Source organism: Methanobrevibacter sp., from assembly GCF_045130115.1.
Lineage (GTDB): Archaea > Methanobacteriota > Methanobacteria > Methanobacteriales > Methanobacteriaceae > Methanocatella.
On record NZ_JBGUPC010000019.1, the window covers coordinates 1 to 14826 of the forward strand.

A 14826-nucleotide genomic window follows, 5' to 3' on the forward strand; every position below is an offset into this window, starting at 1 on the left:
AGGTGAAATAATGGCAATTTCTCAAGGAAAATCAACTAGAAGTCCATCCGGTGCAAGAAATGTTGCAAACCGTGGAAAAAGGAAATCTGAATTAGGAAGAGATCCTGCAGAAACTAGATTAGACGAAAAAAAATTAAGAAAAATTAGAACCCGTGGCGGAAACGAAAAACTCAGATTAGCTACCGGTAACAAAATCAACGTTACTGACGCTAACGGTAACACCAAAGTTGTAGACATTCTTGGTGTAATCGAAAACACCGCAAACCCTAACTATGTTAGAAGGAACATCATTACCAAAGGTGCTATTGTAGAAACCCCTGAAGGTAATGCTAAAGTAACATCCAGACCTGGTCAAGACGGTGTTATTAACGGAATTTTAATTTAAAGATATCCATCTTTAAATTCTCTTTTTTTTACAATTTTTTCATAATTTTATATACTTGTTTTTATAAATGATATATACGTTAGTTATATTTTTTAATTAGGAGATAAAATGTCAGAAGATAAAATCAATATGAATCATGGTGCTGGCGGAGAAGTTATGGCTAATTTGATTGCTAGCACTGTTTTGGATAATATCACTAAAAAAAGTGTAAATGGTGGTATTAGCTTAGAAGAATTAGATGATGGCGCATCAATTCCTTTAGGGGATTATGAAATTGTCATGACAACTGACGGTCACACTATCGATCCGTTGTTTTTCCCAGGTGGGGACATAGGTAGAATTTCAGCAGCGGGAACAATCAACGATGTTTCCGTAATGGGTGCTCGTCCATTAGCTATTTCTAATGCAATCATCATGCAAGAGGGCTTTCCAATTGAAGATTTGGATAAAATCATGAAATCTTTAAATGAGGCTTGTGAAGAGGTTGATGTTGCGGTCATAACTGGGGACACCAAGGTTATGCCTCAGGATAAGCTTGACGGCATTGTCATGGTCACAACAGGTATTGGAATAGCCAAAAAAGGTGAAGTTGTCCGTGATTCAGGCCTTGAAGTTGGAGATAAAATCATTGTGACTGGCAGTTTAGGCGATCATGGAATGAGTCTGATGTCATTCAGGGAAGGATTTGGTTTTGACACTGATTTGAAATCAGATGTGGCTCCTATGTGGAATATAATTAAAAAGGCTTTAGAAATTGGAGGAGTAACTGCAATGAAGGATCCGACTCGTGGCGGTTTTGCAAATGCCATCAATGAGATGGCTTCAAAAGCAGGAGTTGGGGTCGTGCTTGAACAAGAAGCGATACCTATTAAAGAGGAAGTTCATGCAGTTTCTGAAATGTTAGGCATTGATCCGTTTGAAGTAGCTAATGAGGGAAAGGTTGTTATGGGAGTTAAAGCCGATAAGGCCGAAGAAATCCTTGAAGCTATTAAAGGCGAAAAATATGGTGAAAATGCAGCAATTATTGGCGAAGTTGTTGAAGGGGATTATGTTGTTGTCAACACTCCGATAGGTGGTGAAAGAATCCTTGAAGCGCCAATAGCAGATCCGGTTCCTAGAGTTTGCTGAGGTGATTAAATGGCTACAGTATTTACAAGAAGAGTTGTTGCATATGTGCTTGATTTCTTGGTAGTTTCAGCAGTAATGTGGATTATATCATTTTTCTTATTTGGATTATTCGGTCCAAAAAATGTTTATAATGCTTATCAGTTTTTACCTTTCTTAGTTGCGATTTTTGGATTTTTATACTTTGTGTTATGTGAAAAAATCCTCGGTGCAAGTGTAGGTAAGGCAATAATGAAATTGGAAGTCCGTTCAAAGAATGGTGCCAGAATTTCCTGGCTACAGGCTCTTGTACGTAATCTCACCAAAATCTTTTGGGTTCCTATAATTTTTGATTGGATTATAGGCAAATTTTTGAAGACTGATAGGATTTTGAATAACATTACTAGAACTATTGTTGTTAATGACTATTCTTAATTGATGGATATACTTATGATAAAGAAGGTTCAGGTGCTTTGGTATTTAAATAAGGAAGATTTGGAGAACTACTGCATAGATTTTAAGGAATACAAATCCCATAAGCTTGAAGGTTATGAAATAGTTGATGTTGATGAGGATTTAATTTATGACTTATGCGATAGGGATCCTGATAGGCTAGAGCCGTTAGGCTATTTCAAAAATATCAAAGAGCTTGAAAACTATTTGGCTGATACAATTACTAATAATGAATTTGAACTTGATTTAGATTCTCCGGAACTTAAAGATAAAATCCAAATGGCTGTTGATTCTATTGATTTTTCCGGTGAGGATTATTATATTTCAATTGGTGATGGAATAGGCAATGAGGGCACCAGAATATCAAGCTGGTATGATTCACTTAGAAAGGAGTATAACAGTTCCTCAAAGGATAATGTTTGGGTACTGGCGGTTACGGGTTACGATCCTTATGACCTGTCTTTGACTGGCAGAACTTTATCTTATGTTCTTTCTGATATTTTAAATGTGACCGAAGCTTCACTGGATAATTTGATACCTAATAAGGGTCGAATTAGTATTGAAGAGTGGAATGAGATTTTAGATAAGGTATACAAGAAAAATAAAATCTATTTGGGATTGAATAGGGTTGTTTAACTAGTTTAACCCTTTTTCAAATTCGCTTGGCTCGAAGTATGATATTTTGGCCAGGTTGCTGTTCAACAGTTCCCTGTTAATGTTTGTGTCATTAGTGTACACTATGGCCAATGTGCGGTCGTACTTGTCCTTTGGCTGTTCGTCGTCGATATCAAGATACACTGTTTTTCCAAGACATTTTTCGATGACGAAGTCTTTGGCCTGGTTAAATGAAGGTCCTTCTTTATTCACGTCAACCTGAGTTAATTGGACTCTGCCAACACCGTAAACCTGGATGGTGTTTGCGTCAATCACATCAAGGCATTTTCCCGCTTTTTCATAATGGACTGTCTTGTTTCCAATAGATAATGTTCCTGTTTGATTGATGTCTGTGTCTGCATCATTCAAAAACACATTAGCTAATGTCAGGGCAGATGTTATTATGAATATGGCTAATAGGATTATTGAAATCGTTTTTTTGTTCATTTTGCCTGCTCGCACTCATTTTTAAATCTGCATGATCTGCATTTTTTCGGATTTTTAGTTGCTTTAAACGGTTTTGTCCCGTCAAACAATCCCTGCATTCTATCAATTGTGAATAGGATTTGCTTTTCAATGTCAGGGGTGAAAACTTCAATCCAAAAGAGATTTTCTGTACCTCTTTCTCTAAGGGCAGCTTTAATTTTTCTATCGTCACCAGTCATGTCTTTGAATGCAAGACAGTATGCCCTTACCTGGTTCATTGTTGATTCGTAAGGTGTTCTTCCAGGCTTATCGTCAATTATCACTATTTCATCGGGTTTCATCCATATTTCATCAATATATCCTCTGATGCCGTAATCTGGTGCCACTACAAACACTTCCCTTGACATTGATGCTTCAGCTTTTTATGCTTCAACAGCTTCTTCGAATTTTGCTGGGGTTGAGTCCTGTTTGAAAATATCCTCAAGCTCATGGTGAATCTTGCTTCCTTGGGTCATCGCTTTTGTAGGTTGTGTTTCTATGCCCTTTACGTTCTCGAGATATAGCTGGTATTCGCAATATCCCTGTTGGTTTAGCCAACTTATTGGGAAATTGTTTTTTCCTTCGATTATTTTAAGTCCCTTTATTGAAGGATGGTCTTTAAATTCATATGTTTTATCATATTCGATAATGTTTTTTTGTTGCATGTTTCTCTTTTTGTTTGCGATGGTATAAATTAATTAACTTTAAAAGTTAAAGTTATAACTCATGCATTACGTATCCTCAAAAAGTATCCTGTCTAAGAACAATGGTATGAATCTGTACCGTGGTTGTATTCATGGCTGCATATATTGTGATTCAAGAAGTGAAATCTATGGCATGGACCACAAATTCGAAGATATTGAAGTAAAGGAGAATTCTCTTGAATTGCTCAAAAAGGAACTCCTTAAGAGACAGCCATCAATGATTGGTACGGGGGCTATGACAGACCCTTACATTCCACTTGAAGCTAGATTGGAATATGTCAGAAAGTCATTGAAATTGATTTACAGGTATGGATTCGGATTTACATGCATCACAAAGTCCGATTTGATTTTAAGGGATTTGGACCTGCTTAAGAAAATCAATGAAAAGTCAAGGGTAGTGGTCCAGATGACCCTGACTACTGCAGACGATGACCTTTGCAGAATAATCGAGCCCAATGTCTGCCCTACATCCAGGAGGGTTGAAGTGCTTGAAACATTAAATGAGGAGGGAATTCCTACAATTGTATGGCTATGCCCTATTTTACCATACATTAATGATACTGAAGACAATATCAATTCGATTCTGGATTATTGCATTGATGCCAATGTTCATGGGATATTGTGCTTTCAGATGGGGCTTACATTAAGAAAGGGCAACAGGGAATATTTTTACGAAAATTTGGATAAGCATTTTCCCGGATTGAAGGAAACATACATCAGAAAATTCGGTGATAATTATGAAATTCCGTCTCCAAACAATGCAAAACTGATGGGAATCTTTAAAAGGAGAACTCGAGAACATGGAATTTTAAATGAATTTGGTGAAATCTTTGAGTATTTGCATGAGTTCCCTTCCAAATCAGTGCAGTCCCGGTTAATCTAAATGGTTAAATAACTTGTTTTTTATATATTAAAATAATGAATTTCGATGAATTGAACATATCTGATGATATCAAAAGGGCTATTGATGAAATGGGGTTTAAAAAGTTAACTCCGATTCAGGAGTCCGCTATACCTGAAGCCTTGAAAGGAAATGACTTGATTGGCCAGGCACAAACTGGCTCCGGAAAGACACTTGCATTCGCAGTGCCGATTCTTGAGAAAATCTTCATTCCCGACAGGTCTCCTCAGGCCATTGTCCTATGTCCGACTAGAGAGCTATGTATGCAGGTTGCTTCAGAGATTGAAAAGACCGGATCCAAAATTAAAAAATTGAAGGTTCTTGCAGTTTATGGAGGTCAACCTATCGGCAAGCAGACAAGAGTGCTTAAAAAGGGTGTTCATGTTGTTGTTGGAACTCCCGGACGTGTAATTGACCATATAGAACGGGGAAACCTTGAGCTGATAGGCATTGAAAGCGTTGTTTTGGATGAAGCTGACGAAATGTTGGAAATGGGTTTCAGGGAAGATATCGAAACGATTTTGGCTAAAACTCCTCATCAAAGGCAGACTCTACTTTTTTCAGCTACAATTCCTAAGGAGATTCAAAATATTGCGCAAAAATATCAGAAAAATCCAAAATCTATAAGAATTTCTGATAAAAGACAGAACATTCCAAAAATAACCCAATACGCTTTTAAATGTGATATAAAAGATAAGTTCAATGGATTGGCCCGGTTGCTTGAGGCTTATGATGTGAAATTGGCACTTGTATTCTGCAATACCAAAAAAAGCGTTAATTTTGTTAGAAAGCACTTGAAAGATGATTTCAAGGTTGACAGTATTCATGGGGACATGACTCAGCAGGCAAGGGATAAGGTAATGAATAAGTTCAGAAACGGAAACATAAACATACTGGTTGCAACCGATGTGGCCGCCCGTGGTTTGGACATTGACAATGTTGATGTTATTATCAATTATGATGTTCCCCAAAACATAGAGGATTATATTCACAGAATCGGAAGAACGGCAAGAGCCGGCAAAAAGGGATTTGCATTCACATTGGTTTCAAAGGATGAAATTGCAAGATTCAACAATATCAGAAAGGCAAACAATGTTAAAATCATTGAAAAGGAGTTTCCCACGCTTGAGGAAATAGAAAGCATCAAAATTAAAAAGCTCTTGAATGATGCTAAATCATTAATTAGTGATGATAATTTGGATAACTATAAAAAAATGATTAATAATGCTGAATGCAATAATCTGGAATTGGCATCTGCATTATTAAAGATGTTAATGGAAAAATAATTATTTTCCACCATCGATAATGTTGTATTTTATTTTTTCGTTTTCAAGCTCGCGTGTAAATGCTTTGCTCATGTCTCCCACGCAGATTGCAAGAACGTTCAATCCTTTACGGGCAGCATTTGCAGTTGCTTGAGGAGCCGCATATTCTATATCAATGCTTAAGCCGAGCTTTTTAACGATGGCTCTTGAAACAGTACCGGCAACGGCAATCTTGTCTATTTCTTCGCCGCTGTTTGTTCCTTTTTCATAGACGTTTTTAATCAAATCCAAATCGCTTGCTTTGGATCCTCCGTCTTTGATTGTCGGAACATTTATTACGGTAACTTCGCCCACATTCATGTCGATTATTCCTGTGAGATTGGTCAGTGCCACATCCATGTCAGCTTCAGCGGATTCGAGAACGACACCTGTTGCGTTTTCTTCTTTTTTATGAGCATACAGAACTCCGTCTTCCATATATAAACCAACAATATCGTCTTTTTCCAAATCTTCTTTTGCGATAGCTGGCCATATTGTTTTATAATGGTTCATAGTTTCTAAAACAGAGTCACTATATTTTCTTAAGCTTATTGCATCCTTTTTAACCTTATCAATACCACTTTGAGTGATTTTGTATGGTGATCTTCCATCCTTGGAAGTTATATATCCTAATTCGATTAATGTTTTAATATTTTCAGAAACAGCCTGAATTGTAATGTCTAATTTTTCAGCCAAATCTTTTTGTTTGAGGTGAGGGTCTTGTTTTGATATTTCACTTAAAATTTGGAAATGTGTTAACGCACCTCTTTTTTTAAAAGCCTTCATTTTTCATTCCTCAATTGTAATTGATTAATTAGTATTTTTATCTTTACTAGTATATATACTAATTTGTTAGTTGGCCTTCAAGTTCATTATTGAATCGTTCAAAAAATTCTTCTTTTTTGTCAATAGGTATATAAGCTCCGCATGCCATTGAGTGTCCGCCACCGGTTCCACCAATTTCGGCTGAAACCTTACGAATCATGTTCCCAAAATGGATTCCATCATAGGATAGGAGTCTGGAACATCTTAATGAGATTTTAAGTCCTTCATCATCGGTTTGGGTATATCCTATAACAGGTTTTTTCCAATTGCAGTATCCTAGTATCATTCCGGTGATAGTACCAACGATTTCAGGTTTAATGCCGGTTCCATCAAAATATTGTAAGTTTTCCAACTCAATTATATTTGATTGTTCACCATCACTAACTTTTTCTATTGATTGTGCCAAGTTGCGTCGGTGGTCTCTGCTGATGCTTTCCAGTTCATCCAATGCTGAACATCTGTCACCTTTAAGAACTTCCATGGCTACTTTTTCTTCATGATTTCTTCCACAGGCGTTCATGGCTGTTGAAAACTCGGATCCGTCCCTTAAAAAGCTGTGTTCATCTTCCTTGATGAAGGTATATGAATCTCCAATAATCAGTTGGGGAATATATTTGACATATCTTCCCGGAACCACCTGTGATATCATTCCGGAAAGGCGTTGGTAAAGTTTGCCTTTCTCTTCCATTGTAAGTTCATTCAAGGTTTTTCTGTGATGTTTTTCATCAATTCCAAGCTCTTCCAGAATAGCCATAGTCTCGGAAGTATTGTTTGTAATCGGAAGCTTGACATCGTTGAAATAGGAAAGTGCCACAAATAACGGACGGGTATTTCTTCCGTAAATGTTGATGTCGTTTTTGATAACTTCAAGGTATCCTCCATCGATTGCGTCCTGCTGGATGATTTCATTCAGTCCTTCAAAGTGTCCGCTTTTTGTATTTTGCATATCTCCAATGGCAGATAGAACTCCAATCCAGCTCAAATCAGTATATCCGAATTCCTTTGAAAGGAAATAGCACAGTCCTCCGCCGCAAACATAGTATGAGCCGTCGATGCCGTGGTGGTGAGGATTGATTTCCAGATAGGTATAGTCCTTGCCGATTCTATAGTCGAGATCCCTTAAAGGTGGGTGGTGGTCTAGAATTATGATCTTTTGACCTTCCTTTGCTTTGGTATCAATCAGCTGGCCGGAACCCAAATCTGAAAATATTGTGAGTTCGTGGTCCAAATCAAGATTGTCCAAAACATCAAGGTTTACGAATTCAATTTCATGTTCTTTATTCTCTCTGTCTAGTATGGTTGATAGTATTGCGCCTGAACAGATTCCGTCACAGTCGATGTGTGAATAGATTTTGATGCTGGTTGATGATTCAATAATCTTTTTTGCCTCATGATACTGTTCAGACATTAGTTGTGGTATTTGCATAATAATCAGTTTCTCATGTTTTTAATTTCTAAGCTGACTTCACGTAGAAGTTCCAATTTTGTTCCTTCCCATTCAACAAGTATTCGTCCTGATTTTTCATACCATTTTCCAGGGTATGAAACTTCTTTTTGAACACTGTGTTGTAATCCAAGTCTTTTTACAGCCCTTTCAATGTCTGAAAGGCTAGGATCCGCTACGGCATATTCCTTAGCGATTTTGCGCCCTTCCTTCAGGGTCAAGTTTTTATCCAAATATTGTGGCCAGATAGTTATCATTTTATCACCTGTCTAATTCTTCAAATAATAGCTCCATCATGTCTGGAACTGTGTAAGTGTCTGGGTAAATGTAGGTAATGTCATATTTGTCCAAAACCTTTGCGGTAATTGGGCCGATGCAAACTGTCAACAGGTTATCGGACAGCAGTCCTGCAATCTTTTGCTTGTCATCCACTATTTCAAAGAAGTTTTCAACAGTCAGCGGGCTTGTAAATGTAATTGCATCAATTTCCCTGTTTTCAATTTTTTCAATGAGTTCTTTGACCGCATTTTCATCCATCGGAAAGAGTGATTTGTATGCTTCGGCTAAAATCACTTTATTTCCAAGTTTTTCCAGCTCTTCAGGTAAAATTGGCCTTGCAGAAGCTGTTCTTGGAATTCCAATTGTTTTGCCGGTGATGCCTTGTCTTTTGAACTCTTCGATAAGGCCTTCGGCTGTAAACTCTTCAGGCATAAGGTCAACTCTTAAGCCCTCTTTTTCAGCCAATTTTCCGGTTTTGTTTCCAATGACTGCCAGCCTGCAGTCCAGGCTTTTCAGAAAGTCCGGATGAAACTGTTTCAGTGAAACTATTGTTGTAGGGGATGTGAATATGATCCAATCAAGCTCCTCCTTTTTTGCAACCAAATCCTTTAGGGATTGTGTGTTGACCGGTTTCAAATCAAGGGTTGGTGCCAATATCGGCTCGCCACCTAATTCTCTAACAATTTCGCAGGCTTTCTTGGCCCTGTCTTTTGGTCTTGTTATTGCAACAACAGGTTTTGACATTTTTCATTACCTTCATTAATTTAATAATGTAATATATTATGTTTCAACTTTTTAATATGATTTTTCATTGTTAATATTAATCTAAAAATTGACTTTTTTCTTGAAAATTTACTTTGGATTTGATTAATTGTTGCGAATGTTAACATTATATAATATGAAAACCTATTTTTAAATAGGTGATAATATGAGCAATGTACTTGTCGCTTATTTTTCAGCTAGCGGAGTAACCAAAGGCATAGCTGAAAAGATAGCAAATGAAAACGGTTATGATATATTTGAAATAGTTCCTGAAGAAATCTACACTCCTGAAGACTTGGACTGGACAGACAGGAACTCCAGATCAACAATAGAAATGAACGATAAGGAATTCAGGCCTCCGATTGCCGGCTCATGTGACGTAAGCGGATATGATATAGTTGCAATCGGCTTTCCTGTATGGTGGTATACCGCTCCTACAATAATCAACACTTTCATTGAAAGCGTTGATTTAAGCGGAAAGACAATCAAGGCATTCTGTACCTCCGGAGGTTCTGGAATCGATAAATGTGTTAGCGATTTGGCAAACACCTATCCAGAACTCAATTTCGCAAAAGGAATGAGATTCATGGGGGACGTTTCAAAAGCTAAGGGATGGATTGAAGATGAGTAAGAAGGTAGTTGTAATAAGCTCATCCCCAAGGAAAGGTGGAAATTCCGATACTATATGTGATGAGTTTGTAAGGGGAGCATTAGAAGCCGGAAATGATGTGGTAAAGTATTTTCTGGATGATATTGAATTTTCTTCCTGCAAGGCTTGCTACAAATGCAAGACTCCTGAAATGAAGTGTTTCCAGGAAGACCAAATCTCTGAAATTCTTGATAAAATGATGGGAGCCGATGTAATACTGTATGCAACACCCGTATACTATTACGGTATGTGCGGAACATTGAAGATGTTTTTTGACAGGTGCTATCCGATATTCAGGGATCTTGAAAACAAGGATTATTACATAATACTTGCTGCGGGCAGCGGCTGCGGAGATGCATTGGCCGGAATTAGAAACTTCATTGGTTTTTCTAAAAATCCGACAGAAAAAGAAGTATTTGAAGTCTTAGGCAATGTGAAATCTCAAAAAGACCAATTGAAAAAGGCATATGATGCTGGTTTCAATTGCTGAAAATTAAAAAATATAGGAAAGAATCATCTTTCCTATTTAAATTGATTTGAACTGTTGTATGTTTTGCCGTCAACAGTTAAAGTGTATTCGCCATATTCAATGTTTCCATTCAATTCCAATGATGAAACGGTACTGTCACCAGTTAAAGTCCAGGTAGAACCTTCACCTACACTAACGGTTGTATTTCCGGTTGAATTGATTGCTCCTTTAAATTGGGTATTTTTCATGTTCCAGTTTAATGAACTGATTGAATCAACGAGGACATTACCCGCAATATTCTCATTTTCAGTGTTTAACTCACAGGTTCCTCCATTGGATCCTTCATTTCCCCATTGGTTTTGACTGGAGGATTCCAGAAATACTCCACTGTTGAAACTGAGTTCTGCGTTTTCCAGGTTGATTACACAGGCAGTATTGGTAATGTGGAACATTGGGGCCTCTTTGGATACTGAGGAGTCTTCAGCTATTGTTAATTTAGAATTTTTAGCGGTAAATGTGGATGTACCAACATCAGCATCTCCACTCATGCTTTGGTAGATGAATATTCCTCCCAAATCCACGTATTTATCACCATCCTGTCTGTTGCCTTCTGCAAATCCTGTCATATCACAATTTGTCAATTCAATTGAGTTTTTACCTTCAATACATGCGATTTGAGATACGTAGGATGTACCTTTGGTATTTTCAGCGGTAATGTTTCCAGTTGAATAGATTAATGGTGATCCTCTGCCGCTGGTTTTGCTGACTCCTGTATTGATTTCGGAGTTTTTGACATGTACCTGGCCTTCTCCACGGTCTGTTGCAAGAGCTGCACAGCTTTGCCCGTCAGTGTTGATGATGACGTTTTCTGCATTGATTACTCCATTGTAGGTTGCATCAAGACCTCTTGACTTGTCTGAATGGGTGGTTATCTTAACATTGTTGATGTTTGCTTCGGTGCTTCCTTCAGTAGTGCTTTGTCCAGGCTGTTCTCCGCCGCCTTGTCCATTAGGTGCATCTGGAGCCTGTCCAGCTTCTCCTCCATCTCCATCAGGCATTTCAGGTGGTTGGCCTCCATCTCCACCGCCATTGCCCATTGCTTCAGGCGGTTGGCCTCCTTCTCCTTGGCCTTGTTGTTGGTTATCTCCGCTTGAAGAGGATGCATTTGCATTGGTCACGAAAATACCGTTTGATCCTTTGGAATCTGTATTGATTTCCACATTTGAAATATCCAATGTGCCGTTGGTATTGACTAAAACGGCAGAGTTGACTCCATAGAAATCAGTGTCGTCACCGCTGGTTGCAGTATCTCCGGTTTTATTAACTGCTGAGTTTGTTAATTTCAGATTTCCACCATTTTTGATTAAAATGGAATTTGTGTCTGCACTATCACTGTGATAGTATCCGTCATGCTCATCCAAACTTTCAGAGTCAACAACAATGTTTCCTCTGTCTTCCAGAGCATTTGCATCAATGCTGACTGATCCATTGCTTGAATTATTGGAATTTGTCAGTGCAAATGCTGCTGCACAAATTATTATTAATATTGCAATAATTGCAATCAGATATTTTTTGTTCATGAAAGTAATAACTCGTAAGTAATATTTAAGTATTTTGAATAATTATTCATGTTTCTTTGATTGTTAAAAGATGTTTAATAATTGATTTATACAATACGGATATCAACTTATTTATATGATTTTTAGGGGGTCAATGAACAATTATTATCTAATTAAAATTCTTAAAAATTCAATATTTTGATGATACCTAATATATGGTACATTTTTAAGTAGTGATTTCAAATATATATTATATTAAAATTATTAAATGGAAATGAAAATTATGGCAGATAAAAATGAATGGGGCAGTAATCTATCTTTCATATTGGCAATGATAGGTTCTGCCGTTGGACTTGGAAATATTTGGAGATATCCTTATGTGCTCTATTCTAATGGTGGGGGAGCCTTTTACATCCCTTATATTGTAGCTATTCTTTTAATGGGAATTCCATTCCTGATTTTGGAGTATGGTGTAGGGTATAATTTCAAATCTTCATTTGCAAAGGCTGCAAGAAAGATTAACTCCAAATGTGAGTATTTAGGCTGGTTTTTACCGGTTGCTGTTTTTATGATTATGATTTACTACTCAGCCATTCTCGGTTGGGATGGAATATATATAATATTGAGTTTCTTTAAGGGTTGGGGAGCAAATCCGGATGCTTTCTTTGCAACCACTCTTCTGCAATCTTCAGAATCTTACACTGGTTTATTAAATTTCATTCCTGTTATTGCAGTGGCTATGATTGTGGGCTGGGTAATTATTTGGTTTATTTCACACAGAGATCTTGAAGCAGGGCTTGGAAAGGTTTCAAAAGTCTTGGTGCCTGCATTATTTATCATTATGGTCATCATAGTGATATTTTCATTGACTTTGCCTGGTGCTTCAATCGGCCTTGCCGAGCTGTTCAATCCGGATTGGTCACTTTTAGGACATTTTGAAATTTGGATGGCTGCATTTGGACAGATTGTGTTTTCATTAAGTTTGGGAATGTCAATTGCATTTACTTATGCCAGCTACACTAAGGATGATGCTGATTTAATCACAAATACAATTTCAATCGCCCTTGCCAATTCATTGTTTGAAAACTTCGCAGCATTGGGTGTATTTTCAATTTTAGGTTATATGTCATTGCAATCCGGAACTGCAGTTTCAGAGCTTGTAACTCAAGGAACAGGACTTGTATTTGTAGTCTATCCTACAGTATTTAATGTATTGGGTCAATGGGCATATGTTCTTGGACCTCTGTTCTTTTTGACAGTTTATCTTGCAGGCCTTACAAGCATCCTGTCTACAGTTGAACCTTTGTCCTTTTCAATTCAAAACAAGTTTGGACTTTCAAGGTCTAAGACAATGACAATATTGATTGCCGTTGGCGCATGCATATCAATGATTTATGCAACAGCATTTGGAGGGTCCCTGCTTGGATTTGTCGATACTTTTATTAACCAGATTGCATTGCTGTTTGGTGTAATCGTTGAATGCATTATCTTTGCTTGGATATTTAAGGCTGAAAAATTAATTGATTTCCTTAATTCAAAAAGTAAAACAATTACTCTTGGAAAATGGTGGTTGCTGATTGTCAAATATATTCTTCCAATATTCATTTCAATTATTTGGATTGGAGGAATGATTGACGTGGCTCACAGCGGTTCATTTGATCAGCTGAACTTCACAATTGCCTCAGCATTCCTGCTATTGGTTTCCACTTTGATATTTACCATCTTGCCTGCGAAAAATCCTGAATGGGATAATACTGAAGAAAGAGTTTAAATTTGGGTTAAATTTCAAATTTAACCTTTTATCTTTTTTTTATTAAAACAAGTCATCTGAAAAAGCCGGTTAAAACATTATTTTCATTATCGGTGAGGTTTATGATTTTAATACTGTTTGAATCCTCTTTTACAATATCAAGATCATTATCCTGAGAGCTATTGGTATTTGCATCTTCTGTGTAGTAGACTCCCATTATCAGACCTAATATTGATAGTATAAATATAAGAAGTATTACAGTATTTTTCATGTTCATACATATAATTTTATTTTAGTAATATATAAATTAATAGAAAAGTATTTAAATGGATTAGGTTAAATATCTATTGAAAGCTTAGTGAGGTGAAAATATGAAAAGCTTTATTTTATTAATATTAGGTATCATCGCCGTTGTATTGGTCGTCGGAGGTGTGGCGGCAGTACATGTGATGCATGAAGCAGGCATTGAAGACATCAATGCAGATACAGTTAAAACCATAATTGATAAAGTATTTAATATTCATTCTTCAGAAAGTTCAGTTTCATCATCTGGTTCTGATTCTTCCTCTGATTCAGGCAATGTCGTAGATATTGTAAAGGAAGAGGTTAAGCAGAATTATCAAAATGGTGAAGGTTCTTATAAGGAGGTCACCTACGAAGATGGTGGATTCAGGCAATATGATACAGAAACTGGTGAACTGATAGGTTCATCATATGATTCAGATCAAAGCAAACTTCCAAGCATGGAATGAGTAAGATGATTCTAAAGGATTTGTTAATTCATTTCAATATTGATGAGGATTTGCCGGAGTATCTTTTAAATCAAACATTCAACAAAGTTTTTCTGGATGGAAAACTCACAAAAGAAGGAAACACTTATGAAATAGCAGTTACAACACGTCAGGATGTAACACATCATCTGTTTATCAAGCCTGGCGAGGAATTTCCCGTTATTGTGCTGTCCGAACTTCCAACAGGCCTTTTGAATGGCATGAAGTTCCCGCAAAATGAAAGTGTTGGAATTCCAATCAACAAATTATAACTGCTATTTTTTCTCTATTTTTAACTATTTTTATATAATATTAAGAACTTAAATTATAATATAATAATTTAATATTC

The 14826-nt window shown here is 36.9% G+C and carries 18 protein-coding genes and 1 pseudogene; 11 read left to right on the plus strand and 8 right to left on the minus strand.

Features of this window, described 5'->3' with window-relative positions; all coding sequences use genetic code 11:
• Window positions 1-10 precede the first annotated feature (10 nt).
• From ACJMML_RS03235 to ACJMML_RS03250, 4 genes are all read left to right on the plus strand, one after another.
• Window positions 11-385 carry a 30S ribosomal protein S8e gene (locus ACJMML_RS03235; protein ID WP_296782554.1) on the plus strand — a complete coding sequence of 125 codons (375 nt, stop codon included), beginning with the start codon at window positions 11-13 and terminating at the stop codon, window positions 383-385.
• Between the two features lie 108 nt (window positions 386-493).
• Window positions 494-1513 carry a hydrogenase expression/formation protein HypE gene (gene hypE, locus ACJMML_RS03240; protein ID WP_405305952.1) on the plus strand — a complete coding sequence of 340 codons (1020 nt, stop codon included), beginning with the start codon at window positions 494-496 and terminating at the stop codon, window positions 1511-1513.
• A gap of 9 nt (window positions 1514-1522) precedes the next feature.
• A complete protein-coding gene (locus ACJMML_RS03245; protein ID WP_405305954.1) occupies window positions 1523-1924 on the plus strand; it encodes an RDD family protein in 402 nt (133 codons plus the stop codon).
• 15 nt (window positions 1925-1939) lie between these two features.
• Window positions 1940-2578, plus strand: a complete 639-nt coding sequence (locus ACJMML_RS03250; protein ID WP_405305955.1) for a hypothetical protein — start codon at window positions 1940-1942, stop codon at window positions 2576-2578.
• On the opposite strand, the gene ACJMML_RS03255 is transcribed toward ACJMML_RS03250, so the two are convergent.
• Together ACJMML_RS03255 and cas4 are read right to left on the minus strand one after the other, a co-directional pair.
• The gene (locus tag ACJMML_RS03255; RefSeq protein WP_405305956.1) at window positions 2579-3043 is read right to left on the minus strand and encodes a thermonuclease family protein; all 465 of its coding nucleotides are present in this window, start codon (window positions 3041-3043) and stop codon (window positions 2579-2581) included.
• Window positions 3040-3726, minus strand: a pseudogene (gene cas4, locus ACJMML_RS03260) (CRISPR-associated protein Cas4). Before cas4 ends, ACJMML_RS03255 begins: the two are co-directional and overlap by 4 nt.
• Window positions 3727-3787: 61 nt before the next feature.
• Between cas4 and ACJMML_RS03265 the strand changes: the two are divergent.
• A complete protein-coding gene (locus tag ACJMML_RS03265) occupies window positions 3788-4648 on the plus strand; it encodes a radical SAM protein (RefSeq protein ID WP_405305957.1) in 861 nt (286 codons plus the stop codon).
• Window positions 4649-4683: 35 nt separating this feature from the next.
• On the plus strand, window positions 4684-5952 hold the full coding sequence (locus ACJMML_RS03270; protein WP_405305958.1) for a DEAD/DEAH box helicase: 1269 nt from the start codon (window positions 4684-4686) through the stop codon (window positions 5950-5952).
• Here ACJMML_RS03270 and ACJMML_RS03275 read toward each other — a convergent pair whose 3' ends face one another.
• The 4 genes from ACJMML_RS03275 to ACJMML_RS03290 are packed head-to-tail and all read right to left on the minus strand — an operon-like array spanning window position 5953 to window position 9262.
• Window positions 5953-6756, minus strand: coding sequence for a winged helix-turn-helix transcriptional regulator (locus ACJMML_RS03275; protein ID WP_405305959.1), 804 nt, complete (start codon window positions 6754-6756; stop codon window positions 5953-5955).
• Window positions 6757-6814: 58 nt separating this feature from the next.
• On the minus strand, window positions 6815-8224 hold the full coding sequence (gene recJ / locus ACJMML_RS03280) for a single-stranded-DNA-specific exonuclease RecJ (RefSeq protein ID WP_405305985.1): 1410 nt from the start codon (window positions 8222-8224) through the stop codon (window positions 6815-6817).
• A gap of 2 nt (window positions 8225-8226) precedes the next feature.
• Complete coding sequence (locus ACJMML_RS03285) at window positions 8227-8496, minus strand: signal recognition particle subunit SRP19/SEC65 family protein (RefSeq protein WP_405305960.1); 270 nt, start codon at window positions 8494-8496, stop codon at window positions 8227-8229.
• A gap of 4 nt (window positions 8497-8500) precedes the next feature.
• Entirely contained in the window at window positions 8501-9262 is a 762-nt protein-coding gene (locus ACJMML_RS03290) for a uroporphyrinogen-III synthase (protein ID WP_405305961.1), read from the minus strand.
• A 184-nt stretch (window positions 9263-9446) separates the two neighbouring features.
• Between ACJMML_RS03290 and ACJMML_RS03295 the strand changes: the two genes are divergently transcribed.
• Together ACJMML_RS03295 and ACJMML_RS03300 are read left to right on the plus strand one after the other, a co-directional pair.
• Entirely contained in the window at window positions 9447-9911 is a 465-nt protein-coding gene (locus tag ACJMML_RS03295) for a flavodoxin (RefSeq protein WP_405305962.1), read from the plus strand.
• A complete protein-coding gene (locus ACJMML_RS03300; protein WP_405305963.1) occupies window positions 9904-10419 on the plus strand; it encodes a flavodoxin family protein in 516 nt (171 codons plus the stop codon). Before ACJMML_RS03295 ends, ACJMML_RS03300 begins: the two co-directional genes overlap by 8 nt.
• Window positions 10420-10451: 32 nt before the next feature.
• Here the strand turns inward: ACJMML_RS03300 and ACJMML_RS03305 are convergent, their stop codons facing one another.
• Window positions 10452-11978 (minus strand): hypothetical protein, encoded by a 1527-nt coding sequence (locus ACJMML_RS03305; RefSeq protein WP_405305964.1) that lies wholly within the window; start codon window positions 11976-11978, stop codon window positions 10452-10454.
• Between the two features lie 262 nt (window positions 11979-12240).
• Here ACJMML_RS03305 and ACJMML_RS03310 point away from each other — a divergent pair, with 262 nt between their 5' ends.
• Window positions 12241-13728, plus strand: coding sequence for a sodium-dependent transporter (locus tag ACJMML_RS03310; RefSeq protein ID WP_405305965.1), 1488 nt, complete (start codon window positions 12241-12243; stop codon window positions 13726-13728).
• 52 nt (window positions 13729-13780) lie between these two features.
• On the opposite strand, the gene ACJMML_RS03315 is transcribed toward ACJMML_RS03310, so the two are convergent.
• A complete protein-coding gene (locus ACJMML_RS03315; RefSeq protein ID WP_405305966.1) occupies window positions 13781-13978 on the minus strand; it encodes a hypothetical protein in 198 nt (65 codons plus the stop codon).
• A 100-nt stretch (window positions 13979-14078) separates the two neighbouring features.
• Here ACJMML_RS03315 and ACJMML_RS03320 point away from each other — a divergent pair, with 100 nt between their 5' ends.
• Window positions 14079-14459: a flagellar protein, FliL gene (locus ACJMML_RS03320; protein WP_405305967.1), complete on the plus strand. Its 381-nt coding sequence runs from the start codon at window positions 14079-14081 to the stop codon at window positions 14457-14459.
• Window positions 14456-14749 (plus strand): hypothetical protein, encoded by a 294-nt coding sequence (locus ACJMML_RS03325; RefSeq protein WP_405305968.1) that lies wholly within the window; start codon window positions 14456-14458, stop codon window positions 14747-14749. Before ACJMML_RS03320 ends, ACJMML_RS03325 begins: the two co-directional genes overlap by 4 nt.
• The last annotated feature ends 77 nt before the right edge of the window (window positions 14750-14826 follow it).

Bases quoted from the DNA above. Each gene is read 5' to 3' on its own strand.
- ACJMML_RS03290 (WP_405305961.1), bottom strand. From the start codon at position 9,262: ATGTCAAAACCTGTTGTTGCAATAACAAGACCAAAAGACAGGGCCAAG.
- ACJMML_RS03245 (WP_405305954.1), top strand. From the start codon at position 1,523: ATGGCTACAGTATTTACAAGAAGAGTTGTTGCATATGTGCTTGATTTC.
- ACJMML_RS03315 (WP_405305966.1), bottom strand. From the start codon at position 13,978: ATGAAAAATACTGTAATACTTCTTATATTTATACTATCAATATTAGGT.
- ACJMML_RS03275 (WP_405305959.1), bottom strand. From the start codon at position 6,756: ATGAAGGCTTTTAAAAAAAGAGGTGCGTTAACACATTTCCAAATTTTA.
- ACJMML_RS03255 (WP_405305956.1), bottom strand. From the start codon at position 3,043: ATGAACAAAAAAACGATTTCAATAATCCTATTAGCCATATTCATAATA.
- ACJMML_RS03325 (WP_405305968.1), top strand. From the start codon at position 14,456: ATGAGTAAGATGATTCTAAAGGATTTGTTAATTCATTTCAATATTGAT.
- ACJMML_RS03235 (WP_296782554.1), top strand. From the start codon at position 11: ATGGCAATTTCTCAAGGAAAATCAACTAGAAGTCCATCCGGTGCAAGA.
- ACJMML_RS03285 (WP_405305960.1), bottom strand. From the start codon at position 8,496: ATGATAACTATCTGGCCACAATATTTGGATAAAAACTTGACCCTGAAG.
- ACJMML_RS03250 (WP_405305955.1), top strand. From the start codon at position 1,940: ATGATAAAGAAGGTTCAGGTGCTTTGGTATTTAAATAAGGAAGATTTG.
- ACJMML_RS03320 (WP_405305967.1), top strand. From the start codon at position 14,079: ATGAAAAGCTTTATTTTATTAATATTAGGTATCATCGCCGTTGTATTG.
- hypE (WP_405305952.1), top strand. From the start codon at position 494: ATGTCAGAAGATAAAATCAATATGAATCATGGTGCTGGCGGAGAAGTT.
- ACJMML_RS03300 (WP_405305963.1), top strand. From the start codon at position 9,904: ATGAGTAAGAAGGTAGTTGTAATAAGCTCATCCCCAAGGAAAGGTGGA.
- ACJMML_RS03295 (WP_405305962.1), top strand. From the start codon at position 9,447: ATGAGCAATGTACTTGTCGCTTATTTTTCAGCTAGCGGAGTAACCAAA.
- ACJMML_RS03305 (WP_405305964.1), bottom strand. From the start codon at position 11,978: ATGAACAAAAAATATCTGATTGCAATTATTGCAATATTAATAATAATT.
- ACJMML_RS03310 (WP_405305965.1), top strand. From the start codon at position 12,241: ATGGCAGATAAAAATGAATGGGGCAGTAATCTATCTTTCATATTGGCA.
- ACJMML_RS03270 (WP_405305958.1), top strand. From the start codon at position 4,684: ATGAATTTCGATGAATTGAACATATCTGATGATATCAAAAGGGCTATT.
- ACJMML_RS03265 (WP_405305957.1), top strand. From the start codon at position 3,788: ATGCATTACGTATCCTCAAAAAGTATCCTGTCTAAGAACAATGGTATG.